This window comes from Paraburkholderia monticola, from assembly GCF_001580545.1.
Taxonomy (GTDB): domain Bacteria; phylum Pseudomonadota; class Gammaproteobacteria; order Burkholderiales; family Burkholderiaceae; genus Paraburkholderia; species Paraburkholderia monticola.
Genome location: NZ_LRBG01000022.1, coordinates 473,497 through 499,100, shown reverse-complemented (window position 1 = coordinate 499,100; position 25,604 = coordinate 473,497). Strand labels below are relative to the sequence as shown.

General features: G+C 63.5%; 25 protein-coding genes. 11 read left to right on the top strand and 14 right to left on the bottom strand.

All coding sequences use genetic code 11. The features are described from left to right. Positions 1–99 precede the first annotated feature (99 nt). On the bottom strand, positions 100–2,601 hold the full coding sequence (locus tag CI15_RS19060; protein WP_062129829.1) for a penicillin-binding protein 1A: 2,502 nt from the start codon (positions 2,599–2,601) through the stop codon (positions 100–102). Between CI15_RS19060 and CI15_RS36985 the strand changes: the two genes are divergently transcribed. The 4 genes from CI15_RS36985 (at position 2,600) to CI15_RS19045 (ending at position 6,271) form a co-directional block, all read left to right on the top strand. Next, positions 2,600–2,773: a hypothetical protein gene (locus CI15_RS36985; protein WP_161950043.1), complete on the top strand. Its 174-nt coding sequence runs from the start codon at positions 2,600–2,602 to the stop codon at positions 2,771–2,773. The two genes, CI15_RS19060 and CI15_RS36985, sit on opposite strands and share 2 nt — an antisense overlap. A 388-nt stretch (positions 2,774–3,161) precedes the next feature. Next, on the top strand, positions 3,162–3,788 hold the full coding sequence (locus CI15_RS19055) for a hypothetical protein (protein WP_062129828.1): 627 nt from the start codon (positions 3,162–3,164) through the stop codon (positions 3,786–3,788). 460 nt (positions 3,789–4,248) lie between these two features. After that, positions 4,249–4,929, top strand: coding sequence for a PspA/IM30 family protein (locus CI15_RS19050; protein WP_062129827.1), 681 nt, complete (start codon positions 4,249–4,251; stop codon positions 4,927–4,929). A 163-nt stretch (positions 4,930–5,092) separates the two neighbouring features. Then, entirely contained in the window at positions 5,093–6,271 is a 1,179-nt protein-coding gene (locus tag CI15_RS19045; RefSeq protein ID WP_062129826.1) for a tetratricopeptide repeat protein, read from the top strand. A gap of 99 nt (positions 6,272–6,370) precedes the next feature. On the opposite strand, the gene CI15_RS19040 is transcribed toward CI15_RS19045, so the two are convergent. After that, positions 6,371–7,039, bottom strand: coding sequence for a TetR family transcriptional regulator (locus CI15_RS19040; RefSeq protein WP_241495865.1), 669 nt, complete (start codon positions 7,037–7,039; stop codon positions 6,371–6,373). Positions 7,040–7,161: 122 nt separating this feature from the next. Here CI15_RS19040 and CI15_RS19035 point away from each other — a divergent pair, with 122 nt between their 5' ends. Next, on the top strand, positions 7,162–8,652 hold the full coding sequence (locus CI15_RS19035; RefSeq protein ID WP_062129824.1) for a flavin-containing monooxygenase: 1,491 nt from the start codon (positions 7,162–7,164) through the stop codon (positions 8,650–8,652). Between the two features lie 222 nt (positions 8,653–8,874). Here CI15_RS19035 and CI15_RS19030 read toward each other — a convergent pair whose 3' ends face one another. The 4 genes from CI15_RS19030 to CI15_RS19015 all read right to left on the bottom strand — a co-directional run bounded on the left by CI15_RS19030 (position 8,875) and on the right by CI15_RS19015 (position 12,980). Then, a complete protein-coding gene (locus CI15_RS19030) occupies positions 8,875–9,693 on the bottom strand; it encodes an ABC transporter permease subunit (RefSeq protein ID WP_062129823.1) in 819 nt (272 codons plus the stop codon). Beyond that, complete coding sequence (locus CI15_RS19025) at positions 9,690–10,622, bottom strand: ABC transporter permease subunit (protein ID WP_062129822.1); 933 nt, start codon at positions 10,620–10,622, stop codon at positions 9,690–9,692. The genes CI15_RS19030 and CI15_RS19025 overlap by 4 nt, the downstream gene beginning before the upstream one ends. After that, complete coding sequence (locus CI15_RS19020) at positions 10,619–11,785, bottom strand: ABC transporter ATP-binding protein (RefSeq protein ID WP_062129921.1); 1,167 nt, start codon at positions 11,783–11,785, stop codon at positions 10,619–10,621. The genes CI15_RS19025 and CI15_RS19020 overlap by 4 nt, the downstream gene beginning before the upstream one ends. Before the next feature lie 94 nt (positions 11,786–11,879). Continuing rightward, positions 11,880–12,980, bottom strand: a complete 1,101-nt coding sequence (locus CI15_RS19015) for a polyamine ABC transporter substrate-binding protein (RefSeq protein ID WP_062129821.1) — start codon at positions 12,978–12,980, stop codon at positions 11,880–11,882. Between the two features lie 522 nt (positions 12,981–13,502). Here CI15_RS19015 and CI15_RS19005 point away from each other — a divergent pair. The 3 genes from CI15_RS19005 to CI15_RS18995 all read left to right on the top strand — a co-directional run bounded on the left by CI15_RS19005 (position 13,503) and on the right by CI15_RS18995 (position 16,000). Next, positions 13,503–14,804, top strand: a complete 1,302-nt coding sequence (locus tag CI15_RS19005; RefSeq protein WP_062129819.1) for an Nramp family divalent metal transporter — start codon at positions 13,503–13,505, stop codon at positions 14,802–14,804. A gap of 117 nt (positions 14,805–14,921) precedes the next feature. Beyond that, the gene (locus CI15_RS19000; RefSeq protein ID WP_062129818.1) at positions 14,922–15,125 is read left to right on the top strand and encodes a DUF1289 domain-containing protein; all 204 of its coding nucleotides are present in this window, start codon (positions 14,922–14,924) and stop codon (positions 15,123–15,125) included. A 50-nt stretch (positions 15,126–15,175) separates the two neighbouring features. Beyond that, positions 15,176–16,000, top strand: coding sequence for a uracil-DNA glycosylase (locus CI15_RS18995; RefSeq protein WP_241495864.1), 825 nt, complete (start codon positions 15,176–15,178; stop codon positions 15,998–16,000). 73 nt (positions 16,001–16,073) lie between these two features. Here the strand turns inward: CI15_RS18995 and CI15_RS38055 are convergent, their stop codons facing one another. Next, a complete protein-coding gene (locus CI15_RS38055) occupies positions 16,074–16,208 on the bottom strand; it encodes a hypothetical protein (protein ID WP_277621041.1) in 135 nt (44 codons plus the stop codon). Between the two features lie 33 nt (positions 16,209–16,241). On the opposite strand from CI15_RS38055, the gene CI15_RS18990 reads away from it, so the two are divergent. After that, positions 16,242–17,192, top strand: a complete 951-nt coding sequence (locus tag CI15_RS18990) for a site-specific integrase (protein ID WP_062129817.1) — start codon at positions 16,242–16,244, stop codon at positions 17,190–17,192. Positions 17,193–17,376: 184 nt separating this feature from the next. After that, positions 17,377–18,405 carry an integrase gene (locus CI15_RS18985; protein ID WP_062129816.1) on the top strand — a complete coding sequence of 343 codons (1,029 nt, stop codon included), beginning with the start codon at positions 17,377–17,379 and terminating at the stop codon, positions 18,403–18,405. A 55-nt stretch (positions 18,406–18,460) separates the two neighbouring features. On the opposite strand, the gene CI15_RS18980 is transcribed toward CI15_RS18985, so the two are convergent. The 7 genes from CI15_RS18980 to CI15_RS18950 all read right to left on the bottom strand — a co-directional run bounded on the left by CI15_RS18980 (position 18,461) and on the right by CI15_RS18950 (position 24,601). Next, the gene (locus CI15_RS18980) at positions 18,461–20,794 is read right to left on the bottom strand and encodes a hypothetical protein (protein ID WP_062129815.1); all 2,334 of its coding nucleotides are present in this window, start codon (positions 20,792–20,794) and stop codon (positions 18,461–18,463) included. A 24-nt stretch (positions 20,795–20,818) separates the two neighbouring features. Beyond that, positions 20,819–21,463: a hypothetical protein gene (locus CI15_RS18975; protein WP_062129814.1), complete on the bottom strand. Its 645-nt coding sequence runs from the start codon at positions 21,461–21,463 to the stop codon at positions 20,819–20,821. Between the two features lie 183 nt (positions 21,464–21,646). Next, positions 21,647–21,940, bottom strand: coding sequence for a hypothetical protein (locus CI15_RS18970; protein ID WP_062129813.1), 294 nt, complete (start codon positions 21,938–21,940; stop codon positions 21,647–21,649). Positions 21,941–22,061: 121 nt separating this feature from the next. Then, positions 22,062–22,550: a hypothetical protein gene (locus CI15_RS18965; RefSeq protein WP_062129812.1), complete on the bottom strand. Its 489-nt coding sequence runs from the start codon at positions 22,548–22,550 to the stop codon at positions 22,062–22,064. Positions 22,551–22,804: 254 nt separating this feature from the next. Next, positions 22,805–23,134: a hypothetical protein gene (locus CI15_RS18960; protein ID WP_062129811.1), complete on the bottom strand. Its 330-nt coding sequence runs from the start codon at positions 23,132–23,134 to the stop codon at positions 22,805–22,807. Positions 23,135–23,327: 193 nt separating this feature from the next. Next, complete coding sequence (locus CI15_RS18955) at positions 23,328–23,906, bottom strand: hypothetical protein (protein WP_062129810.1); 579 nt, start codon at positions 23,904–23,906, stop codon at positions 23,328–23,330. A gap of 104 nt (positions 23,907–24,010) precedes the next feature. Next, on the bottom strand, positions 24,011–24,601 hold the full coding sequence (locus CI15_RS18950) for a recombinase family protein (protein WP_062129919.1): 591 nt from the start codon (positions 24,599–24,601) through the stop codon (positions 24,011–24,013). A 459-nt stretch (positions 24,602–25,060) separates the two neighbouring features. Between CI15_RS18950 and CI15_RS18945 the strand changes: the two genes are divergently transcribed. Continuing rightward, positions 25,061–25,558 carry a hypothetical protein gene (locus CI15_RS18945; protein ID WP_153041141.1) on the top strand — a complete coding sequence of 166 codons (498 nt, stop codon included), beginning with the start codon at positions 25,061–25,063 and terminating at the stop codon, positions 25,556–25,558. The last annotated feature ends 46 nt before the right edge of the window (positions 25,559–25,604 follow it).

Below are 25,604 nucleotides of genomic sequence, written 5' to 3'. Positions count from 1 at the left end.
ACGGATCGCGCAAGAAAAGATCAGGTCAGGAATCCGACCAGGAGGGGTCAACACGTGCGCGGCCTGCCGAAGCCCACCGCGCACGCACTGCAAAAAACATCAAGGCTTGTTCGACTCGAACAGATCCATGATCTGCTTCTTCTCGGTCGTCGACACGCTCGGCGGCGGCACCACCGGCGGCGTCATGCCGGCCGGTCCGACACCGCCTAGCGCGTCGGTCGCGCCGGCCATCGGATTGCCCGAATCGAGACCGATGCTCGCGACGAAGCCTTGCCCCGGCAACCTGTCGCTGAAGAACAACTCGCCATCCACCACCGTCACGCCGTCGGGTTGCTGCGGCTCGGCCTGCGGCACGCCGCGCAGCGCGCGCTGCATGTACTCGACCCAGATCGGCAGCGCGAGCTGTGCGCCGAATTCGCGGCTGCCGAGACTCTTCGGCTGGTCGTAGCCCATCCACGCGACCGCCACCAGCGTCTGCTGATAGCCAGCGAACCAGCCGTCCTTCGCGTCGTTGGTCGTACCGGTCTTGCCCTGCAAGTCCGAGCGATGCAGCACGTTGGTGCCCGCGCCCGTCCCCGCGGTCGCGACCGAATGCAACAGGCTATTCATGATGTACGCGTTACGCGGCTCGAGCGTGCGCGGTGCGTCGCGTCCAGCGACGAGCGGCTGCGCGCGCGAGATCGCGACGCCATGCGCGTCGGTCACTTCGGCGATCAGATACGGATTGATCCGGTAGCCGCCGTTCGCGAACACCGAGTACGCGCCCGCCGACTGCAACGGCGTGACGAGGCCCGCGCCGAGCGCCATCGGCAGATACGGCGGAGTCTTGTCGGCATCGAAGCCGAAGCGTTGCGTGACGAAGTCCTGTGCGTACTTGGTGCCGATGAACGAGAGGATGCGGATCGACACGAGGTTCTTCGACTTCTGCAACGCGAGGCGCATCGGCATCGGACCGTCGGGCTGGTCGTCGTCCTTCGGTTCCCACGCGTCGCCGCCCGGCGTGCTCGGCGGGAAGTACAGCGGCGCGTCGTTGATGATCGTTGCCGGACCGAGGCCCTTTTCGAGCGACGCCGAGTAGATGAACGGCTTGAAGCTCGAACCCGGCTGGCGCCAGGCCTGCGTCACGTGGTTGAACTTGTTCTTGTTGAAATCGAAGCCGCCGATCAGCGCGCGAATCGCGCCGTCCTGCGGCGTCAGCGACACCAACGCGCCCTCGACCTGCGGCAGCTGCGTGATCTGCCAGTTTCCCTTGTCGTCGGCGACGAGGCGCACGATCGAGCCCGGCCTGATGTGCAGCGTCGCGTTCGCGCGCGCGCTCAGCGCCGCGGCGACGAAGCGCAAACCGTCGCCCGAGATCGTCACCTGGGTGCCGTCGACCAGTTGCGCGACCACCTGCTTCGCGCTCGCGTCCGTCACCACGGCGGCGATGATCTCGCCGTTGTCCGGATGATCGGTCAGCGCGTCGTCGATGGTCTGGTCGCGGTCGTCGCCCGGCTCGGGCAGTTGCACGAAGCCTTCCGGTCCGCGATAGCCGTGGCGTCGCTCGTAGTCCATCACGCCCTTGCGCACCGCGCGATAGGCGGCGTCCTGATCGGCCGAGTCGATCGTCGTGGTCACGTTCAGACCGCGCGTATAGGTTTCATCCTTGTACTGCGCGTACATCATCTGCCGCACCATTTCGGCGACGTATTCGGCGTGCACGCTGTATTCGTTGCCCGGATTCTTCGTGTGGATCTCTTCCTTGATAGCCTCGTCGTACTGCTGCTGCGTGATGTAGTTCAGTTCCAGCATGCGGCGCAGGATGTACTCCTGACGGATCTTCGCGCGCTTCGGATTGACGACCGGGTTATACGCGGACGGCGCCTTCGGCAGACCCGCGAGCATCGCGGCTTCGGCCAGCGTGATGTCCTTCAGGTCCTTGCCGAAGTACACGCGCGCGGCCGCGGCGAAACCGTATGCGCGCTCGCCCAGATAGATCTGGTTCATGTACAACTCGAGGATCTGGTCTTTCGTCAGTGCGCGCTCGATCTTGTACGCGAGCAGCATCTCGTAGACCTTGCGCGTGTAGGTCTTTTCGCTGGAGAGGAAGAAGTTGCGCGCGACCTGCATCGTGATTGTGCTCGCGCCCTGCGACGCGCCGCCATGCGCGAGGTCGGCGAAACCGGCGCGCAGAATGCCGACGAAGTCGACCCCGCCGTGTTCGTAGAAGCGGTAGTCCTCGATTGCGAGTACCGCTTTTTTCATCTGGTCGGGGATGTCCTGGAAGCGCACGAGGCTGCGGCGCTCCTCGCCGAATTCGCCGATCAGCACGTGATCGGCGGTATAGACACGCAGCGGCACTTTCGGACGATAGTCGGTCAGCGCGTCGAGCGACGGCAACTGCGGCCCCATCACGACCAGCGCATAGCCGACGATCAACGCGCCGACCACGACGAGGGTCGCGATCAGGCCGACGAACCACAGGACGAGCGATGCGCCGATCGAGCGGCGGCCGCTGCCGGCGTCGCGCGAAGCGGCGTTGCGTCCAGGCGTGCGTTGGTGGGAGTCCCGGTCTTCACCGGCTGGAGAGTTCGAGGAATGCGGTCGTTTGATGATTGGCATGACTGGAATATTGGGCCCGCAACTGCGCGCCTGTCTGCACGCGCTCGCGGCGCGCGCATGGGTCGTGTTCGACATCCTGGCCGGGACGTACGTCGCCCTGCGGACCTTGCCCCCGGCCGGCCGCACGGCACGCCTCGGACCATGTCCGGCGCAACGTAACAGCGCATTTTAAAGAAATCGGCCGCGCTCCAACGCAGTTTTTTTGTAAGAATTCCCTTCGCCGACCGCCTTTTTCCAGTAAGGGTCTGTAATTTCGCGCAACCTGCGGCGCAGCGTGCGCGCGAAGCGCGGCTTATGCGGGGTTATCAACATTTTCTGTTGAAAGGTTTGTGGACAAACCGCCCGCAAACACTACAACTCATTGATGTCACGGGATTTTCGCGCCGCGCCTGTTCCGTGGCGGCGCAACTCGTCATATGATGAACCCCGCGCGAGCGTCCCTCGATGCGAGCGACGGGGACCCAGCGGCGGATTCCAAAGGCAGTTCCGAAGACGCGTTCCGACACCGTATCCGGAGCCACGCGCCGGCCCGCCCATGCCAACAAGACTGCGAGGCGATCATGTCCAAGCCCAGCGAGCGCATCGTCGTATTCGTCACGACCGCGCAGAAACGTGCGATCACCGCGACCGCGGAGGATCTGGGCATCAGCGTCAGCGAACTGATGCGCCGCGCGGTGCTGAGCTTCGGCGCGACCAGCGAGCAGGTCAAGGCCGCGAGTATCGTCGACCGGCTGCGCGCGCCGCGCGCGCCCGATGCGCTGAACGCGGCGCTGCAGCGCGTCGCGCGCGGGACGCGTCATGCACGTGCCACGCTGCCGGTGTCGTTGCAGGCGCACGAGACTGATCGCGCGGATGCGCCTGGCAACACCGCTGCGTCCGACGCGGCCGCGGGGGCGACGGATGCCGATCAGCCCCCCGCTCCTCTGCTTCCCGCGGGCGTCGCCGCCGCGCTCGCGGCCGAGCAGGACGAACAGGCCGCGGCCACGGCCGAAGCCGTCGCGCGTCTGACGGCAGCGCGAGCCGCCGAAAACGCGGAAAACGCGGAAGCGGACGCCATCGACCATGCGGCGTCGAAACGGCAGCCGGGGCGTCTGCGCAACTCGTTGAAGCGCCGCAGCGCCGACAAGGCCGCCGAAGACGACGAACCCGACGGCGATCCCAGCCCCGAAGGCAGCCGCTACGCGTGACTGCGGCGTGACGGAAAGTTACCGTTCATCGAGCCGCGATCATCGCGTTCGAGCGTCTGGTCAAAGGCATGCAACGCGCCTGCTGTTGCATATCGTTACATCAGTGACATGCGCGTGAATCGCCGTTCGATATCGCCAGCGAACCCGCGCAAACAGTGGCTTTTTCCGCATCGCGCGCATCCTCGGACAGCCCCATCGTTTAAGCCATCTTTAAGACAGCCGATGGTGTAATATCCGCCGTCAAGTCCATACCCGTCGCGGCTTTCCATCATCTACACCAACCTCGATCCGGCATTGCGCCCCAACAAAAACGCTCCGCGCTATTGCAATTGGCAAGTCCGTCCCGAACTCCGGTCCGAACGTTGCGCAACGCGCGCGGCGGCGGCGTAAAGTAGCAGTAGTTCAAGGCAGTCAGGCGTGCACGCATCGTCGGCGCCGCTTACATTCTCTGGAGGTTTTCATGTCGCTTTTTGACAGCATTTCGCGCACCGTCAAAGGTCTTCTAAACGATGCGGCCGACTCGGTGCAGGATCCATCGCGCGACTCGCGCCAGATCGTGCGCGAACTCGACGACAGCATCGGCAAGGCCGAAAACTCGCTGATCGAGATTCAGGCGCAGGTCGCCACTCAGCAAAGCAAGCGCGATGTTGCCGCGGACAAGGCGAAGAAGTATGAAGACGGCGCCCGCCGCGCGCTGCAGTCCGGCGACGAAGCGCTCGCGCGTGAAGCGCTCAGCGCGCAGGCCACGGCCGAAGCCGAACGCGATGCGCTGACGAAGGAACTGACTTCGCTGGAGCCGTCGGTCGCGCAACTGAAGAGCCAGATCGACGACATGCGCACGCGCCGCAACGACCTGAACGCGCGCTCGAATATCCTGCAGGCCAAGCAGCAGATCGCGCAGGCGAAAGATGTCGCGGCCACGGCGCTCGGCGGCATCGGCGGCAAGAACCTGTCCGAGGATTTCCAGAAGCTCGAAGACAAGGTCGCGCTGTCGAACGCGCGTTCGGACGCACGTCTGAACTCCGCCGACGAGAAAACCGGCAAGGCGCTCGACGACAAGCTCGCCGACCTGAACCGCGGGCCTTCCGTCGACGATCGCCTCGAAGCGCTGAAAAAGCAGCTCAATACACCGGCCCAATAAATGCGGGAGAGGTGTACCGTGAGGTACACGCCGCAATCGCGACAGTAGTAGCAGTAGCAGTACATGTCGGTGCGCTCGCGGCTGAGCGCACCGGCATACCGGCCGCCACAAGCAGCCACCGCAATCGACTGATGGAGACGGGCGCAGCGCGCCCGGTCCGCAAATGAAAAAACTTTTCGCAACGGCTTTCGCTTCGCTGCTGCTGGTGTCGGCCGCGGCGTTCGCGGTGCCGACGGCTCAGCAGATCGAATCGGCGATGTCGCAGGGCAACTGGCAGCAGGCCGACGCCGGCCTCACCGAGGTATTGCAGGCCCATCCGAACAACGCTCGCGCGCACTATCTGTACGCCCAGGTGCTCGATCGTGAAGGTCGTTCCGCCGAGGCGCTCGCGCAGCTGCAACAGGCGAAGACGATCGACCCGCAGATCCGCTTCACCGACCCGAGCCGTTTCGCGCAAACCGAAGCGCGCCTGCGCAGCGACGCGCAACGCGCGGGCGGCAACGTTACCCGTCACGCCGCGAATCCGTTCGCGCAGCAGAATGCGCCTGCTGTGCAGCAACAGTCGGCGATGGCGTCACAAGCGCAACTACGGCATGGTCCGGGGGTAGGTATGTGGATCGGTATCATTGTTCTGATCGCGGCGATCGCGCTCGTGCTGCGCTGGACTTTGCGCCGCGCGCGCAGCCAGGAAGATACGCGCGCCGACGAGGATCGTCGTGCGCAATTGAAGCGCGCGACCGAGATGCTCAACACCGTGCGCTCGCTCAAGCTCGACGTGAAGCTGTCCACCGCGCCGGGTCACGAGTTGCTCGAGAAGGACGTCGAAGCGACTGAAGAGCAGTTGCGCGGCGCCGTCGAAACGCTGTCGAACGGCAAGAATCCGTTGCCACCCTATGCACTCGACGAGTTCGACCAGCGTATCGCCAGCCTGCGCGCTCGCGCCGACGGCCGGCCCGATCCGGCCGCCGCGTCCGTGGCGACCGGCCAATCGTCGTACGCACAGGAAGCCGAACGCTTCGGCAGCCCGCAGCCGCCTTATCCGCAGCAGGGTCCGTATCAGCAGCAGCCGCAGGTCATCGTCCAGCAAGGCGGTGGCATGGGTGGCGGCATGGGCGGTCTGCTGACCGGCGTGCTGCTTGGCGAAGCGCTGAGCCACGGGCGTGACCGTGTCGTGGAACGCGACGTGATCGTCGACGACGACGAACTGCGCCGTCGCGGCAACGACGCTGGCAACGGCGGCGGCCTCGACTTCGGTCAGGGTTCGAACGACTGGACCGACAACGGCGGCGGTGGCATCGACATGGGCAGCAACGACGATTCCGGTGGCTGGACCGATACCTGAGCGATCCACATCGTCAGTTTCCGCTGCACTTCAAAAGACAGGCTCCTGCACGGGGCCTGTTTTTTTGTCTGCCGGTTTTGCATTGCGCCGGCGCTGACCTCACGCCCGCGCAGACTCCGCCGCGCTGCCCTCGTGCTGCGCGAGCACGGCCGCTCCCGCAAATAGACGCACGATGAAACGCTCCGCGTAATCGATCAACGCGTCACGGCGTGCGGCATTCGCGTCGAGATATTCGGCGGATAGATGAAAGAGTTGCAGCACGATCTGCGTGCAGACTTCGTCGACGGTTTCGCGCGCGAGTCGCGGCATCAGCTCGAGCTGCACGACGTCGTCCGCCATTTCCGCCGACACCTCGTGCAGATTTGCCCGCACCGCTTCGCGCAATGCCGGCGAGGTGCCGTGGTATTCGGCAAGCGCGCTCAGAAACGCCTCGCGGTTCGCGAGCGCAAACGCGAAGAACGCGACGCATGCGCGCCGCGGCACGCCTTGCGCCTCGTCGTGCGCGGCAAGCCAGCGCTCGCGCCGCAGCATCGGCCGAAGCCGCCGGCTCACCGAGGCGACGGCTTCGCGCGCGAGTTCGTCGAGCGCGCTGAAATGGCGGTAGAACGTGTTCGGATTGAGCCCGGCCTCACGCGCGAGCTCGCGCAAGCCGAGGCTCGCGAAACTGCGGCCGCCGGCGGTCAGCCGCAACGCAGCTTCGATCAGCTTGCGCTTGCCTGGCGGCAACTCCGCGTCGGCGACGGAGGCTGCGTCGGGAACGGTGGTCATCGTGCTTTCAATCATCGCGCGGAAGACACGTTTAATCAGTGCACTCTAAACGATCTTGACGCGATGTGTACAGTTGTCTACCCTCGCTTCACCCGCCGCTTTCGCCCCTGCCGGAGACCATCGTGACGTCCGCCTCCTCCGCTTCATCCGCCTCGCCGCGCATTGCGATCGTCGGCAGTGGCTTTGCCGGGATCGGCATGGCGATCCATCTGCAGCAGATGGGCATCACGTCGTTTACGGTCTACGAGGCCGCGAGCGGCATCGGCGGCACGTGGCGCGACAATACCTATCCAGGCGCTGCCTGCGATGTCCCCTCGCATCTCTATTCGTTTTCGTTCGAGGCGAATCCGGCGTGGTCGCGCGCGTTCAGCAGTCAAGCCGAAATTCTCGCGTATCTGCAGCACTGCGCGCGCAAGTACGACGTCGATCGCTATGTGCGCTGCAACGCGAAGGTCAGCGCCGCGCGCTTCGACGAAGCGCGGCAGATCTGGCTGGTCGACCTCGACACGAACGGCGCGCGGGAAACCATCGAGGCCGACGTGCTGATCGCCGCGAGCGGTCCGCTGTCGCGTCCGGCGCTGCCGCGCATCGCCGGTCTCGAACGGTTCGAGGGCAAGCTGTTCCATTCGGCGCGCTGGGATCACGCCTATCCGCTCGACGGCAAACGCGTCGCGGTGATCGGCACCGGCGCGAGCGCGATCCAGTTCGTGCCGAAAATCCAGCCGCGCGTCGCGCATCTGGACCTGTTCCAGCGCACCGCGCCGTGGGTGATGCCCAAGCGCGACAAGCCGATCGGCCCGCGCGCGCAGTGGCTCTTTCGCACGTTGCCGTTCACGCAGCGGTTCGTACGCAGTGCGATCTATTGGCAGCTCGAATCGCGCGGGGTCGCGTTCGTCGTCAATCCGAAGCTGATGAAGAGGCCGATGAAGTTCGGCCTCAGCTATCTGGCGCGACGCGTCAAGGACCCGGCGCTGCGCGCGAAGCTCACGCCGAACTACCTTCTCGGCTGCAAGCGCGTGCTGCTGTCGAGCGACTATTACCCGGCCGTCTGTCAGCCGAACGTCGAGGTCGTGACGAGCGGGATTCGCGAAATCGTCGCGGATGGCATCGTGACGGACGACGGCGTGCATCACCGCGCGGATGCGATCATCTGCGGCACCGGCTTCCAGGTCAACGACGTGCGCGCGCCGTTCGAAGTGACCGGCCTCGATGGCAGCGACCTCAGCGCGCTATGGCTGCGCGATGGGCCCGAGGCCTATCTCGGCACGAGCATCGCGAACTTCCCGAACTTCTTCATGATCGCCGGCCCGAACACGGCGCTCGGCCATAACTCGATGATCTACATGATCGAGTCGCAGCTGCGCTACATCGTCGATTGTCTGCGCGTGCTGCGCAAGCAGAACGCCCGCACGATGACGCTGCGCGCCGACGTGCAGCGCGATTTCAACGCGCGCCTGCAGCAGGAGATGCAGCACGCGGTGTGGACGACGGGCTGCCATAGCTACTATCAGACCCGGAGCGGCAAGGTCACCGCGATCTGGCCAGGCTTCACGTTCAGCTTTCGCAAACGTACGCGGCGCGTGCGGCCACAGGATTATCGCTTCGCGCGTTGAGTCGGCTGACCCGTTCGCGGGCTGGCCCATGCACTACCCGCCGCCGCCCAGCAGCTGCAACAGCTCCCACAGAAACTTCACGATCATCACGATCAGTTCCCACAGCCGATAAAGCGGCTCCCAGTCCAGCACCTGCAGAAGGGACGCGATCATGGCGCTCGTCGCAAGAAGTGAAGACCGCGAGTCATGGTTCGATCAGGTGGTTCGAGCAGGCGCGACGCCTCAAACCGCCATCACGGCCCGCTTGCGTTCCGCGCGCTGCATGAAGAAGTTCGCCGCGACGACGCCAACGGTGACGACCGCGATGAACAGCGTCGCGAGCGCATTCATCTCCGGGTTCAGGCCGAGGCGCACACGCGAGAACACGACGAGCGGCAAGGTCGTCGAACCGGGACCGGACAGGAACGCGGACAGCACGAGGTCGTCGATCGACAGCGTGAACGACAGCAGCCAGCCCGACACCAGCGCCTGCGAGATCAGCGGCAAGGTCACCGAGAAAAACACCCGCAACGGCGTCGCGCCGAGGTCGAGCGCGGCTTCCTCGAGCGACGGATGCAGCTCCCGTACACGCGACTGCACGATGATCGCGACGTACGAAATGCACAGCATCACGTGACCGATCCAGATCGTGAAGATGCCGCGTTCGGCCGGCCAACCGATCCAGCGCGCCATTTCGATGAACAGCAGCAACAGCGAAATGCCCTGAATCACTTCGGGGATCACCAGCGGCGCATTGATCATGCCGGTGTACAGCGTGAAGCCGCGAAAGCGCCCCATGCGCGCGAGCACGAAACCGGCCCACGTACCGATGATCACCGACGCGAACGCGGTCAGCAAGCCGATCCGCAACGACAGCCACGCCGACGTGATGAGCTCGTCGTCGCTCAACAGCGCCACATACCAGCGGATCGAAAAGCGCGTCCACACCGTCACCAGTTGCGATTCGTTGAACGAATACACGACGAGGCTGACGATCGGGATATACAGAAACAGAAAGCCGATGCCCAGAGCGATCAGCTGCAGCATGCGATTCGGCTTCATTGGCGGCCCTCCTCCAATGCCTTCGCCTGCGCATGCTGGAACAGCGCCATCGGCACCAGCAGCAGCACCACCATCGCGCACGTGACGGCGGACGCCATCGGCCAGTCGGCGTTGTCGAAGAACTCATTCCACATCACGCGGCCAATCATCAGCGTGTTGGCGCCCCCGAGCAGCTCAGGAATCACGTATTCGCCGACCGCCGGAATGAACACCAGCAGGCAGCCCGCGACGATGCCGTTCTTCGACAGCGGCAACGTGATCTGCCAGAACGCCTTCCACGGCTTCGCGCCGAGGTCGTACGCGGCCTCGAGCAAGGTCAGGTCCATTTTCACGAGGTGCGCGTAAAGCGGCATCACGAGAAACGGCAGATACGAATACACCATGCCGATATAGACCGCCGTATTCGTGTGATACAGCTCGATCGGCGAATGGATCAGCCCGATCGACATCAGGAAATTGTTCAGCAGCCCGTTGTTCTTCAGAATGCCGATCCATGCGTACACGCGGATCAGGAACGACGTCCAGAACGGCAGCATCACGGCCATCATCAGCAGATTGCGGGTGGCCGGATTCGAGCGCGCGATGTAGTACGCCATCGGATAGCCGATCAGCAAACACAGCACGGTCGATATCGCCGCGACCACGACCGAATTCACATAGGTCGCGAAGTACAGGCTGTCGGTCAGCAAGAACGCGTAGTGCGACAGATCGAGCGTGATGTGCAGCGCGCCTTCCGCGAAGGTGACGATCTGCGTGTAAGGCGGAATGCCGAGCTGCGAATCGGCGAAGCTGATCTTCACGACCAGCAGGAACGGCACGAGGAAAAACAGCAGCAGCCAGATGAACGGCCCCGCCACCACCGCGGTCTGGCCGGTGAGCTTCAAGCGCCGCGCCGGCCATCCGAAAAACGAGGAAAGCGCTTCTTTCATGACGTCAGCACCACGCCGGCCGATGCGCTCCAGCGCACGTACACTTCGTCGCCCCAGGTCGGCGGATCGATCTCGGTGAGCGCGAGGCTCGTCACGTTCGCGATCACGGTCTTGCCGCCGTCGAGCTTCACGTGATACAGCGAATAGCCGCCCATGTACGCGATATTCGTGACGACGCCCTTGCCCCAGTTGTACGCGCCCTCGGGCGGCTTGCGCGTGAGCGCGATGCGCTCGGGCCGCACCGAAATCGTGACCGGCATGCCGAGCGGGCCGGTGATGCCGTGATTGACGTGCAAATGGCACGGCAGATCCGGCGTTTCGATGAACACGTGATCGGGTTCGTCCTCGATCGTACGGCCTTCGAACAGATTGGTCGAGCCGATGAACTCCGCCGAGAAACGGCTGTTCGGATACTCGTAGACTTCATGCGGCGTGCCGAGCTGCACGATCTGACCTTCGCTCATCACGGCGAGGCGGTCGGCCATCGTCATCGCCTCTTCCTGATCGTGCGTGACCATCATGCAGGTGACGCCGACCTGGTCGAGAATGTTGACGAGCTCGATCTGCGTGCGCTGGCGGATCTGCTTGTCGAGCGCCGACATCGGCTCGTCGAGGAGCAGGAGCTTCGGCCGCTTGACGAGCGAACGCGCCAGCGCGACGCGCTGCTGCTGGCCGCCCGACAGCTGATGCGGCTTGCGCTTCGCGAAGCGGCCCATCTGCACGAGTTCGAGCGCATTGTGCACGCGGTCTTTCAGCTCGGCCTTCGGCACGCCTTCCTGCTTCAGGCCGAACGCGACATTCGCCTCGACCGTCATGTGCGGGAACAGCGCGTACGACTGGAACATCATGTTGACCGGCCGGCGATACGGCGGCAGTTGCGCGAGGTCTTCGCCATCGATCAGGATCTTGCCCGAGCTCACCGTTTCGAGCCCTGCCATCATGCGCAGCAAGGTGGACTTGCCGCAGCCCGAACTGCCGAGCAGCGCGAACAGCTCGCCCTTCCTGACCGTCAGGCTGACGCCTTTGACCGCGACAGTCTCGCCGAACTTCTTCACGACGTCGACGATCTGGATGAACTGCTCGGCTGCGTCGCCCGTAACGGCGTTCGGGCCCGTCGACGGCACGGCCGTCCCGGCCAGCGCGCCCGGCTGGTCACTACTCATCATAATGCTGCTTCACTCCGGCGTTTGACGAACAAAGCCCCCGGTGATCACCGAGGGCTTCATGATGCTGCTTATTCGTTGTAGATTGCCGCGCTTAGCGGCCGGACTTGAACTCGGTCCACAGCCGCGTTTGGAGCCGCTGGATTTCCTGCGGCAGCGGCTTCAGCAGGAACAGCGTCTTGATGGTTTCCGGCGACGGATACACGGCCGGATCGTTCGCGACGTCCTTGTCCACGTATTTGCGCGCTTCCATATTGACGCTCGGGTAGTACACGGCGTTGGTGATCGCGGCGTGCACCTGCGGTGTCTCGATGTAGTTGATCCACTCGAGCGCGGCTTCCTTGTGCTTCGCGTCCTTCGGAATCGCCATCACGTCGAACCACACCGGCGCGCCGCCCTTCGGCACGAAGTACTCGATCTTGTACGGCTTCTTCGCCTCGACCGCGCGATGCTTGGCGATCACGACGTCGCCCGACCAGCCGTACGCGAAGCAGACGTCGCCGCCGACGAGGTCGTTGATATAGCCCGACGAGTTGAACTGCGTGATGTACGGGCGGATCTTCTTGAGCATTTCGAGCGCGGCGCGGTAGTCGGCCGGGTTCGTGCTCATCGGGTCCTTGCCCATGTAGTGCAGTGCGGCCGCGAACATCTGGTCCGGCGCGTCGAGCACCGACACGCCGCAGGCCTTCAGCTTCGAGATGTTTTCCGGCTTGAACAGAATGTCCCAGTTATCGAGCGGCACGTCCTTGCCGAGGATCTGCTGGACCTTCGTCACGTTGTAGCCGAGGCCGGTCGTACCGTACGCCCAGGGCACCACGTACTTGTTGCCCGGATCGGCGCCGGCGACGAGCGCCATCAGCGACGGGTCGAGGTATTTGAGGTTCGGCAGCTTCGATTTGTCGAGCGGCTCGAAGATGCCCGCGGCGATCTGCTTGCCCGCGTAGTTGCTGGTCGGCACGACGATGTCGTAGCCCGAGTTGCCGGTGAGCAGCTTGGCCTGCAGCGTGTCGTCGCTGTCGTAGTTGTCGTACTTGACCTGGACGCCGGTCTGCTTCGTGAAGTTCGGGATCGTGTCCTTGGCGATGTAATCGGACCAGTTATACACGTTGAGTTGCGTATCCTTCGCAGCGGCCGTCAGCCACGGCGCCGCGCACAAGACAAGCGCTGCCACCTGCCCCACTATCCGTTTGTTCATCCCGTTCTCCGATCCTGTCGTCCCTCAGCCGCGCCGTCGCGCGCACGGCCCCCTGAAAACCCCGAAAACTACCACCAATTATTGCCCGCTCCAAAAAAGAACCCGGAGCTGTCGCGCAAACGGTACAGGCTCTGCCCGCACCCTTGCAAAATGGGCGCAATTTTAACGGGTTATCGGCGCGTGTCTACCGAAAAATACGCGTGCCGCGCTCGCGCGTTTTACGTGTTGCGTGCGGGCCGCGCGGTTTTGTCGTGTCGCTGTCAACTCGTTGTCAGGTCGGCGTCGGCCCGCATTCCGGTGGTGCGACGCCAGGACCCGCGCGGGCGCGCGACGGTGCCTGACGATGCCGGGCTGCGTCGGCATCCGGCGCACCCTTTTCGGGATGCAGCGTCGCCGCGATGGTCAGAATGCTCCTATCATGGTCTTTTGATGCGCGCTGCGCGATAGCGTCGCGCGACGGCCGCGCCCATGCAATGGGCATGTGACTTGCAACAGGATGCGTTTCCGGGCAGCTCAGGCACGATGAATACCAATCCTTTCGCGATGCGTCCCAACCGGCGCCGGCGTCTGCCGGCCGATCCGACGCGTCCGGCGCACTGGTTCTCGTTCCTCGGCGCCGGCGCGCTGATCGCGGTCGGCTATATCGATCCCGGCAACTGGGCGACCGCGCTCGGCGCCGGCGCGGGCTACGGCTACAGGCTGCTCGGCATCGTGCTGCTGGCGAGCCTGATGGGGATGCTGATGCAATGGCTGTCGTCGCGCCTCGGTGTCGTGACCGGGCGCGATCTTGCCCAACTGTGCCGCGAACGCAATGGTCGACGCGCGACCCTGTTCCTGTGGCTGACCAGCGAAGTCGCGATCATCGCTTGCGATGTCGCCGAGGTGGTCGGCAGCGCCGTTGCGTTGCAACTGCTGCTCGGCGTGTCGCTGACGGTCGGCGTGCTGATGTCGGCGGTCTGCACGTTCGCGCTGCTCGCGCTCCAGCAGAAAGGCGGCCGCAGGCTGGAGGCGGTGATCGCCGCGTTGATCGGCTTCGTCGGCCTGTGCTTCGTCGTGCAGCTCGCGCTCGCGCGGCCCGACTGGCACGCGGCGCTCGCCGGCACCGCGCCGAGCATCGAGCTGATCAGAAACGCGGGCATGCTGTGGCTCGCGGCGGGCATCGTCGGCGCGACGGTCATGCCGCACAACCTGTATCTGCATTCGGCGCTCGTCAAGCATCACGCGCCGGACAGCAGCGACGCGCAGATCAAGGTCGCGCTGCACGTCGTCAATCTCGATACCTTCGGCTCGCTGGCGTTCGCGTTCGTGATCAACGCGGCGCTGCTGATCGTCGCCGCGGCCGTGTTCTATGCGAGCGGCCATCGCGACGTGACCGATCTGGCCGATGCGCATCGACTGATCGCGCCGCTCGTCGGCAACCGCTGGGCCGGCATCCTGTTCGCGGCGGCGCTGCTCGCGTGCGGGCTCAGCGCGACCGTCACCGGCACGCTGGCCGGACAGGCCGTGATGGAGGGCTTCTTGCGGCTGCGGCTGCCGCGCTGGAAACGCGCGCTGCTCACGCGCGCGCTCGCGATCGGGCCGGCGCTGTTCGCGGTGGGACTGTTCGGCCAGCATGGCTCGAACCAGTTGCTGGTCGCGAGCCAGGTCGTGCTGAGCCTGCAATTGCCGCTCGCGGTCGTCCCGCTGATCCGCTGTGCGTCCGATGCGACGCTGATGCGCGGCTGGCGCGTGCGCGGCCTGCCGCTCGCGCTGGCGTGGCTGTCGGCGGCATTCATCATTGCGCTGAATGCTGCGCTGTTGTGGCAACTGGCGGTCGGAGCGTGATGGCCCGCGTCGGGGCGATTCGCGCGTACTTCGCATGACGCTGACCAGCGCGTCGCAGACGCGTGCCGCGCATCGGTTAACATAGCGGGACTTTGCCTCCCCGCTCCAAGGTTTCCGATGACTTCGAATCTCCACGATCTTCCCGACAGCCCGTGCATCGGCGTGTGCTCCACGCTGTTCGACGAGGTCTGCAAAGGCTGCGGCCGCACCGCCACCGAAGTGTCCAACTGGGTGTTCCTCAGCGACGAGGAAAAGCGTGCGATCTGGGCCCGGATCGAACGGGATGGCACGGCGATGCGGTTTCAGAACGACAAGGTGTGAGCGTATTCGTCGCGCGCATGGCGGGTCGAGGTTGCTCGCCACCCTGAAGAATGCCGGGACTTGCCCGGCATTTTTTTGCTTCGGAAAACTTCGACTCCATGACCGCCGCCCGGGACTTCGTTCAGTGCCTCGCCGAATGGCGCCCAATGGCCAACGTGTTCAATCCATGGTCGCAGACCGATGAGCGCGATCAGCCCGGCATCGACGCACCACTGATTCGCCGGCAACAGCTTGCGGCCTACCTGCAAGCGCGCCGCACCAGCGTCAAGGTGATCCTGATTGCCGAGGCACTGAGTTGCCGCGGCGGGCGTTTCACCGGCATCGCGATGACCTCCGAGCGGATTCTGCTTGGCAACGATACGAAGCTCAACGGCTTGACCATGGGATCGGAGCGTAGCCCGCTACCAGCCCCCTACCTGCCCGGTGCGGCCGCCCGCACCAGTTGCCCCGCTGCGCTGTCGCGAATGACGGACCGCGAATACGGTGTCTATGAGAGAACCGCCTCGGTCGTCTGGCAGACGATGCTCGCCAATGGCTTCGGACCGACGGAGTTCGCGCTATGGAATGCGTTCCCGTTTCATCCGTTCGCGGACGACGATATCGAGAGCAACCGCCGCCCATCGAATCACGAGCTACAGGCGACGGGCCAGATTCTGACTGACTTCATCGACCTCTTCCCTCGATCCGTGAAGTTCGTCGCGCTTGGGCGGGAAGCGGAAAGCGCGTTGCGAAGTCACCCGATGCAGCCTCCACACGAACTCATGAGGCACCCCACGGCGAGGGCGGCGAAGCCTGCGAACGGGGCGGTTCCTGGACAGGCTCGCCCGATGGGCAAGCTGGATGAAGTCATTCGAAGGCTCGCGCTGGGCCGGTGAATGAAAAAAGTCCCACGCCGGCAGACTGCCGGGGTGGGACTTTGGGGATCGCTGAAGAGCAGCGACCAGCCGCTTACTGCACGCCCTGACTCGTCAGGAAGTCCTCGTAGTTGCCGCCGAAGTCGTTCAGCGTGCCATCGGTCTTCACTTCGATGATGCGGTTCGCGAGGCCGCTCACGAACTCGCGGTCGTGCGAGACGACGCCCATTCATGTTCAAAATCAAACACTTGGAGAACATGAATGGCCTCAATCAGCGTGCGTGGGACAAAATGGCAGGCAAAGATTCGTCGCAAGGGACAGCCGCAACTGTCCGCAACGTTCTCGACCGAGAAGGAAGCGCTCCGTTGGGCAGCGGAACATGAGAAGGCCGACACCGGGCCGACAGTGGGCGATCTCTTCAGGAAATACGTTGCACAGGTGGCCCCGCATCGTAGGTCGGGAGAATGGGAGCGTCGGGTTCTGCAACGGATGCTTAAGAAGGAGAAAGCCCTATGCGCCGTCCCGGTCGCCGCGTTCGGTAAGCCGCACCTTGCGGAATGGCGCGACCGGCGAGTCACCGAAGTTCTTGGAAGCACGGTTGGCCGCGAACTCGACGCCATCTCCTCAGTCTGCAAGGTAGCTATTGATGAATGGGACATGGGGCTGTCTGCGAACCCCGTACGCGGGCTGCGTAGACCTAAGCTCCCGCTGCCGCGTGATGTGCGCCTCTTGGCGGGTGACGACGAGCGGCTGATCGAGAAGGCCATCGACTTCAACCGCGAGATCGCTCCGGCCATCATCCTCGCCATCGAGACAGCCATGCGTCAGGGAGAGATAGCGAAGCTGCGATGGGAAAACATCGACGTGAAAGCTCGTACTGCCCTCCTCCCGATGACGAAGAACGGTACCGCGCGCAAGGTGCCGCTTTCCACTCGCGCAGTCGAGGCGCTGACGTGGTGCCCGCCCCCGCATACGGGCCGCGTGTTCAAGCTAACGCAGTCAGCCATGAAGTACGCCTTCAGCCGAGTGCGAGAGCAATGCGGCCTCGGTAACTTGCACTTTCACGATCTGCGCCATGAGGCCGCGAGCCGCCTGTTCGAAAAGGGGCTGAATGTCATGGAGGTGGCAACGATCACCGGGCACAAGAACCTGAAGCATCTCCAGCGCTACACCCACCTACGCGCTGAAGACTTAGCCAAGAAACTCGACTGACGGCCCTGCTGTAATCTCCGCTGCGGGCCGCACCTTTAAGCATGCGCGGCTCGCGTCGGCTTCGCCTCGCTCGGCTGACGCCCGCGCGCAACAGATGGCGAATTCTCCATGGCATACTGTATCCGCCGAGTGGCGGCGGCAATGACCGGCCTGCACCTGCACCCACTAAATCATGGAGTCAGGTATGGGTACTATTCAGAAGCGCCCCAACGGGTCGTACACAGCCAAAATTCGCCGCAAAGGTTTCCCCGGACTTTCACGCACTTTCCGCACAAGCGACCAAGCCGAAGCATGGATGACCGAGCAAGAAGCGGCCATCGCGAAGCGGGTTGCAGACATTTGCACCGTCGAGACGCAACAGCGCATCGCCGCGCAGTGCGATCAGAAGTACCGCGTGTTCGGTGATCTAATGCGCCGCTACCTTGAGGAAGTGACTCCTCACAAAACAGCATGCGGCGAAGAAGCCATTCGCATGCGCGGTTTGCTCAAACAGTCCATAGCTGACTGTCCCTTGGAAGGTCTGACAGGAGTCCGTGTTGCTCAATGGCGTGATGAGCGCATGCAGCGTGTCAGTGGCTCAACGATGAATCGCGACAAGAGTTTGCTTGGGCACGTCATCGAAATAGCGCGTGGCGAGTGGGACATGGACTTCAAAACGAATCCGTTCCAACGGGTCCGGGGTGCGCCGCAAGGGTTACCTCGCGAACGTCGTTTAAGCCGTGCCGAAGAAACTGCGCTGATGGACGCGTGTGAAGCGACAAAGAATCCGTACGTGCTGCCTATCATCGTTCTAGCGCTCGAAACCGCGATGCGTCGAAGCGAGATAGTAGGACTTGAATGGGAGCGAGTGCATCTCAAGGAGCCGTCCATACAATTGACGCGGACAAAGACAGGAAGGTCAAGGGGTGTCGCACTTTCGAGCCGCGCAGTTTCAACCCTTTTGACGCTTCGCCCGCCACACGATGATCCTAAAGGTGCCGTGTTTCCCGGCCTCACTCCGAACGCGCTGAAGCTGGCCTTTAGGCGTGCCGTCGAGCGCGCCGGAATCATCGACTTTCACTTCCATGATCTGCGCCATGAAGCTACGTCTCGCCTGTTCGAGAAAGGGCTGTCTGTTATGGACGTCGCCAGTATCACTGGGCACCAAGACATACGAATGCTGCACCGATACACCCATTTGCAAGTACGCGATCTTGCCCGCAAGCTCGGTTAGCAGTGAGGATGCAGGTAAGGCAGCGGCTTCTCACGAGGCCGCTGCCGCGCCACGCTTAAGGTGTGAAGTCCATCGCGCCAGTGCCGGATTGGTAACTGCCCAAGTCTCCGACCTTGCGCTGCTGGTACGCCGCGTCTAGGCGGTGCTTGTCCATCTGTGCGCCGACATCACGAGCATCGACGTAAATCTTCGCGTTGCTGCCGTCGCCCTTCGTCATCATTAGCATCATCCTGCCGTTGCCCATGTACATGCCGTACTGCCCGCTCCACTTATCAGCGTCGAAGTTCGACATGTCGCCGCCGTTCTTCGCGATCTGTGCCGTCAGTTGCTGCTTCACGATGTCGTTCAGCGCGTGCTGGTACAGCGTCGAGGTCTGCCCGTTGGCAGCGCCGCCGTTCTTCGCCACGAAGTCTTGGAAGCCGTTGCCCGGACCCCACTTCGCGCGATCCTCTGGCACGTACGTTCCCGGCATGAGGTCGGCGTTACCGAGGTACTGACGCATAGCTGACTGCGCCGCGTCGTCCTGCGACATCGACGGGAACGCCTTCATCTTCTGCGCCATGATCGGGCCGATCTCGTTCGACAGGTTGCCGATAGCCGCGTCGTTCAGGTGGTAGCCGTCAAGCTGACCTGACTTCCAGAATTGCCACGCGCTAGGGTCTTGCCCCTTGACGTACGCAATCGCGGCCTTCTTCTCCAGATCGGATGGCTGTGCGTTCTTGCCCAGCGCGATCTGCTGGCGGGCCGTGGCCATCTGCTCCGGGTCGCGGAAGTCCTGCACCGTGTCGAGGATAGCGAGCGCGCCCTCGGCCTGATCCCCGAAGTACGCCTTCACCGCCTGCACACCACCCGGACCATTGCGGAGGTTCTGCGCGATGGTGAGCGCCGACACTTGGCTGTTGGTCGCGGGACCATCGCCGTCGAGCAGGCCAGCAGTCTGCCGCTGGATGGTCTTCTGAAGCGCCGGGACCAGCAGGCCGGACTTGGCGTTCTGCGACGCCTGCGGCCAGAAGGCTTGCTGTGCAGGTGAGTCGGTGGGCTGCTGCACGGCGTTGTTGTAGATCGAGTCAAGCTGCTGATCCTTGACCCACGACGGATACGTGCCCTCGTACGCCTTCATGCTCGCGCCACCGTCGCCGCTGGTGAATGAGTTCGTCCACGCGGCCTGCGCCTGCGAGATGTTCTGCTGACCGAGCAACGCCTTCTGCGCGCCGAGCGCGCGGCGCTGGTTGTTCTCGTCCATCTGTAAGAGCGTCTGACGCATCTGCGTCTGCGTGAACAGAGGCGTGGCGTCACCGTTCTTGAGCTTCCACTGGTCGTTCATAGACTGCATCGCCTGAATCGCCGCCGCGTGGTCTGCCGGTGTCGAGCCGTACGGACTGATGCCCTTCGTCAGATGGAACACGAGCCCATCGCGGCTGTCTTGCAGAGACATGTTAGCGGGGTTCTTCTGCGCGGCCTGCGCCTCCAGCAGCGGAATCTTGTCCGTCAGTTCCGCCTGCATCTGCGGGTCCATCTGCTGATACTCAGGCATCTCCTGAATAGCGCGCACACCCTGCCAGTTACCATTCGTCGCATTCGAGATCGTGATGTCACGCAGCGCGCGTTGGTACGCGTTGGTCGTCATGTTGTCCGGCTTGGCCAACTGCGCACGGTAGTCCGCGTGCGCGGCGTTGATGTCATCGTCCGTCGCATTAGGACTTGCCGCCAGCGTGGACTGCATGGCCTTGGCCGCACTCGTCCCCATGTTCGCGAAGCCGTTGTAGTTCTGCTCCTGCGTGTACTGCACGTACTGCTGCATGTGCTGGTCGAGCATCTTCGGAAGCTGCTCTGCGAGCTTCTGCTGCACCATCGCATCGGTGAACTGGTCGCCCGTCGTCGGTGCTTGGCCCATCTTGTCCACGAGGTACTGCCGCACCTGATCGGGGCTGCGCTCGCGCAACTGCGGCATCGCCTGCATGAACTGCGTCTGCGCGTCGTTCATCGCGGCGTTGATGTTGAACATCTGCGCGCCCTGCACCGTGGCGTCGGGGCCGTAAATCTTCGTGTACCACGGCTGGTCGTTCTCGATGTCGATAAGCGACTTGCCCTGCGCCGCTTGGGCCATGCCCTCGGCGTACTGCTCCTTCTTCGCGCGGTCGATGTACGGCTGGATCATGCCCTGCGTCAGCTTGTTGAAGCTGTCGATGTCGATGCCCGAGCCGAGCACGCCCTGTCGCCGCTCCGCGTTGGCGAACGCGTTGATGTCCGTGCCGCCCTGCGCCATCGGCCCGCTGGATTGCGAGCCGCCGCTCACACCGCCGTTGAAGGTGGTGTTGCTGAAGCCCCCGCCCGCGTTCTGTTGTACAACTACACCGCCGTCGCTGTCGAGGCTGAAATTGATACCCATGTTCGTGTTCCTTTAGTCTGTTGGTTAGATCGACCATCCAGCCCGCCGCAGCAGGATCAGGAGGTCGGGGTGCTGTTCGCACAATTGAAAGATGCGCGAGCCGTGGACCGTGCGAAAGTCCGGGTTGTCGATGTGATGCGCGAGGCACCGCACGCTGAGGCGTCCCGTTGGATACTGCCGTGCGCTCCACTCGCCGCTGCTGTACTCGATGTATTCGCCCGCAGCTTCCCGCTTGCGCTCGGCGTTGCGCGCGAGCCACCCATCGCGGGACAGCTTCGCAGGAGGCAGCGCAATGCACCGACCCTTAGTGCCCGTTTTGAAGCCACGACCGATCTGTGTGCAGTCATAGCAGGCCACGTCATAAACGCGCCTGCGCGAGCCGCCACACTTCGCGCATTCCTTTCCGTCGAACCAAGTGCGGCCAGCGATCAGCGCGTCGATTCGCTGCGGGTAGATGGTCTGCTCGCGCAGAGCCCGAGCGAATGCATGATCCGCTTTCGCTGCGGCGCGGTGCGCGCGCGTCAGCTTCGACGCGTATGGTGCAACTTGCCAGAAGCCGCGTGCGCGAGAGTTACGTGCGCCCGTGGGCTTCACGGTTTGCCTCAGCCATGCGCTTGAGATGCTTCGCTCGGTTCCTGCGGTGGCGCTCGCATGCAATGCATCGACCATTCGCCGTCAGGCGCTCGCGGGTACCGCAGCGTGGATGCGCTGCGCCGAGGTAGCGGCTATCGTCACGGAGGAATGCGGAGAAGCGTGCAACGCCAAGCTCGGCCTTTAGTCTGTCGTGATAGGCCGGATCGGATTGCACCCGAGCCCGGTCTGTCGGCAGGACGCGGGTCAAGGTGTGTGCCATTACGCAGCCACCTTCATCGCGGCTTCGACGCGGGCGTGAATCAGCGCTCCACGCACTGTCGTAAGCACAGCGGTCTGCGAGGTGCCGAGGCGGTTCGCAATGTCGCCCACGCGATCCGCGCTAAGGAATGAGGCGATAATCTCGTCGCGTTCTGCTTGGGTCAGGCTCTCATAAGACATGGCTCGGTGTACATCGGCAGCGTGGCAACCCATGCGCTTCGCGGTATCGTTGAAGCGCTCGGTATCGAAGCCGATGCGGGACGCGCGGATTTCTTGTGCGGTCAGAAGTTTCATTCAATCTCTCGTATGGTAGGTGCCCTGCGGCGCGCGTACGGCGCTCGCAGCGGCTTGGGTCATGTTCGGTAACGCGAAGGGGCGGCTCGCCCCGCCCACGGCATAGCGGGCCTGTACAGCGTTAGTCGCGGTAGCCCCGGTTCACGTCGCGCACGTTGCGCAGCAGGGCATCCAGCGGCGTATCCGCGCGCCGCAAGACATCGAAGGGGATAAGCTCCGGGCGTCGGGCCACTGCGGCCAACAGAACGCGGCTCTGATTCGCCAGCGGGGCCGTGAACGGTGCGCCCTTGTACAGGCCGTGGACGTTGTAGGTCGGGAAGCCAGCGCGGTTATGCGTCGCGTCGCCGCTTACTGTGTTCTCAATCGCAGTGATCTCGTACTCGTCCACCTGCCGCTCGAAGTCCGCTCGCCGGATTCCTTCGAGGTTGTCGTTGAGGAACGCGGCTTCTGCCTCGGCTGCGCGAAGCACATCCTTTGCTGCCATAAGGCGGGTAAGCTGCTCGACAAGCGGGCGGGCTTCAAGGATCGCGCACGACAATTCCCGAAGACGTGCTTGTGCTGCATCGGTACTGATCGGGAGTGCGAATTGTTCTAGCTTCTTTGCTGCCATGTGGTGCTCCTAGTGATTGGTCTGTTGGTAGATGCCGTGGTGCGCCCACGGCGTGCTGCGCTACGCGTGCCGCCGCTCGGATGGGCCGGGCGTGCCCTTGCCTACACGCGCTCGCCACTCGGCGGCGTGCTTCTCTTGCCGCTGTTCAGCCAGCCGTACGGACAGCACGGTTGATGCCTTGCTTGCTGCGCGCTTTTCGCTGTCCGTCAGTAATTCGAGGCCAGCAAGAGCCTGATCGCGAGAGAGCACATTCATCACCAGTCGATGGCGTTCGACGGGTTGCCGAGCGGATTGTGCAGAGTCGGGTCCACAGGGCCGTGCATCGCACCGCGCCGTACGCCACTAATCCACGCTGCGGCTGCATCAGCCGCACTCCAGCCTAGTGCGATGGCTGCGCCAATAATGTCATTCGGCAGCTTGCCCGTTACCCGCGCCATCGCCGCAGCGTCACGCGGGTCAAGGGACTCGAGGCGCACCGTGCGCACCTCACCGTCCGTGTCGTTGTAGCTAACTGTGCGTGATCTCAGCAAGTGCGTCTCACCCTCGTACGTAGTGGCAATGCTGTTCGCAATCGTAATCGTCATGCTCTGCTCCTTTGATTAGCGCAAGAGGTACGTCGCAATTGCGAACCGGGCGCTTCGTCCGCGATAGTCGCTACCCGTTACTGGATGCCGTTCACTAGCCCAGTGCCAGCGACGAAGGATTCACTCGCGCCAGAATGCACAAAGCCCGCTCGCGGCGGGCCTCGTTCAGCTAACTAGCGATTATCGCCGCCGCTCAGTGCGCAATCATCGCGGCCTCGGCCACGTAAGCCGGTGCTCGTCCGCAGTCGCCTGCGTACTTGGCACGAATCAGTGCTTCCTCGGCGCGGTATCTGTCGCCAGCCGCCCCGGTCTCTTCTGCTCGCGCCTGCCATGCCGCAGCACCCGCCCAAGCCGCGCGGATCGCACGGAGCGCCTTTTCCCGGCTGCTAACCCTCGCCGCCCACGGCTTACCTTGGAGCATCCAGCCTTCCGTATCGGCCACGGTCCCGGCCTCTGCCAGCGCCTCGTATCCAGCTTCCCCGATGTCTGCAAGCTCAGTGGCCCGGTCCTCATAGCCGAGCAAGAACGAGAGGCGGGCATGCTCGTTATTCCATTCCGGGCACACACTGCCCGCGACGAACGCCCATGCCATCGCGCAGTGCTCGGCCATGCTCGACGGTCGGCACGCGGCATTCTTCTCTTTCAGCGCCCACGTCCAATCCGTGTCCGCGAAGAACGCGCCTTCCTCGTACGCGCCTGCGTGGACTTCCCCGCTGTCGATGTCAGCAGCGATACGGTTAGCTTCGTTGTTCAATGCGATGTTCGTGTTCATGATGGTCTGCCATAATGTGCGGGCGCGCTGGCCCGCGTGTGAGTTGGTTGCCCGGTCGATCCGCCAAGACTGTCCGGGTTGCTACGGTGTGCGGTGCCAGCGCCTTACTCTGCCGCCTCCTCCCTGCTCACCTTCAGAATGGTGTTCGGCGCTACGCCGTATTGCTTCGCCAGCGCTCTAGCGCTCGTGTCGCCTGCTGCTAACGCTGCCCGAATCTCGGCCTTCTGAGCGTCCGTGAGCGCGTCCGGTCTGCCACCCTTGCGACCCTCTGCACGGGCACGCGCCAGCCCCGCATGCGTCCGCTCAATCAGCAGATCGCGCTCGAACTGCGCCACTGCTGCTAGGACTGTCATGTGCAGCTTGCCTGCTGCGCTCGTAAGATCGACGCCTTCAAGCGCCAAGCAATGCAAGCGGACGCCCATTGCCGCCAGCCGCTCGACAGTCGCCAGCACATCGCTCGTATTGCGGCCTAGACGATCTAGCTTCGTCACGATCAGCTTGTCGCCATCGTCCAGCTTGTGCTCGACCAACGCCTTGAACTTCGGTCGATCCATCGCCGCAACGCTGCCACTGATCGTCTCCTCCACCGTGCGTTTGGCGTCCACCGTGAAGCCCTTGGTCTTCGCCTCATGTAGCTGGTTGGCCGTGGTCTGCTCGCCCGTCGAGACTCGGGCATAAAGGAATGTCCGACTCATGTTTGCGTCCTGTTCAACAAAGGTGTTCACATACTGCATGTGTTCAACAACTCTGTCAACGGTCTTTTTGCACACGCTCGCGGCGCTGTTGCATGTGTGCATCATTCGGTCGTTTATTGAACAGAATACGGGTGGCTCGGCCCTCGCGTCCGCGCCGCCTAAACGTTAGCTGCCAGTAATTGCCGCCCGCTCGCCCAATGCTGGCGGGCTTGTCCGTGCCTGTCGCGTAATTGAGGCTGCGGCCACCGCCACTCGTCGGCCAGCCCGTCACCAGCCATGCGCCGTCTGCCACCCACTCGTCACGGTGCCCACGCCACCCTCCGCTGGCTGGAAAGATGCGCGCAGGCGCCTACGGGGGCGCACGGGCGCGTGCGTGCGGCTTAACTCCCCGCGAATAAGCGCATCAATTTTGGGTTCGGCTCTGCTACGATGCCTCGCAAATAACCACAAGGGGGCCAAATGAAAGCCGCGCTATCTGTATCGTTGTCCGCTCTCATGCTCACGGCGTGCGTCTATGTTCCAGCGGAATACACGGCTGGCCCGGTGCACGGCGATCCCAAGAAGATCGTAGAACGCATCATGTATGAGCAACCTGAAAGCAAGCGTCCGCAGTACGTCGAAGTGCACGACGACTATCTGGAGTTCGGTGAGGGCTCACCGCCTGACTTGCCTATTTGCGGCTCTGTTGCAGCCGCGATGTTCACGGGTGGAATCTCGTGTCTGGTCCATCACGGACAGGACATAAATAAGAAGGATGTAACGCGGCTGTACTACCGCACGATGGTCGAGGCGAAGCTTCTGGATCGCACTTCTCTGAAAGGGCATTGGTACATCGTAGAGCCCCGCACAGCGCAAGGGCGGAAGCTGGCCGACGTGTACGTGGCTGACCGGAAGGACGCGGAGAACTTCATCGACGCCCTGATGGCTCTGCATGCCGCTGTACCGGCCACGGAGTAACGGCGCACGTGCTGTACGTCCCCGCGAATAATCGCAGCAAAAACGG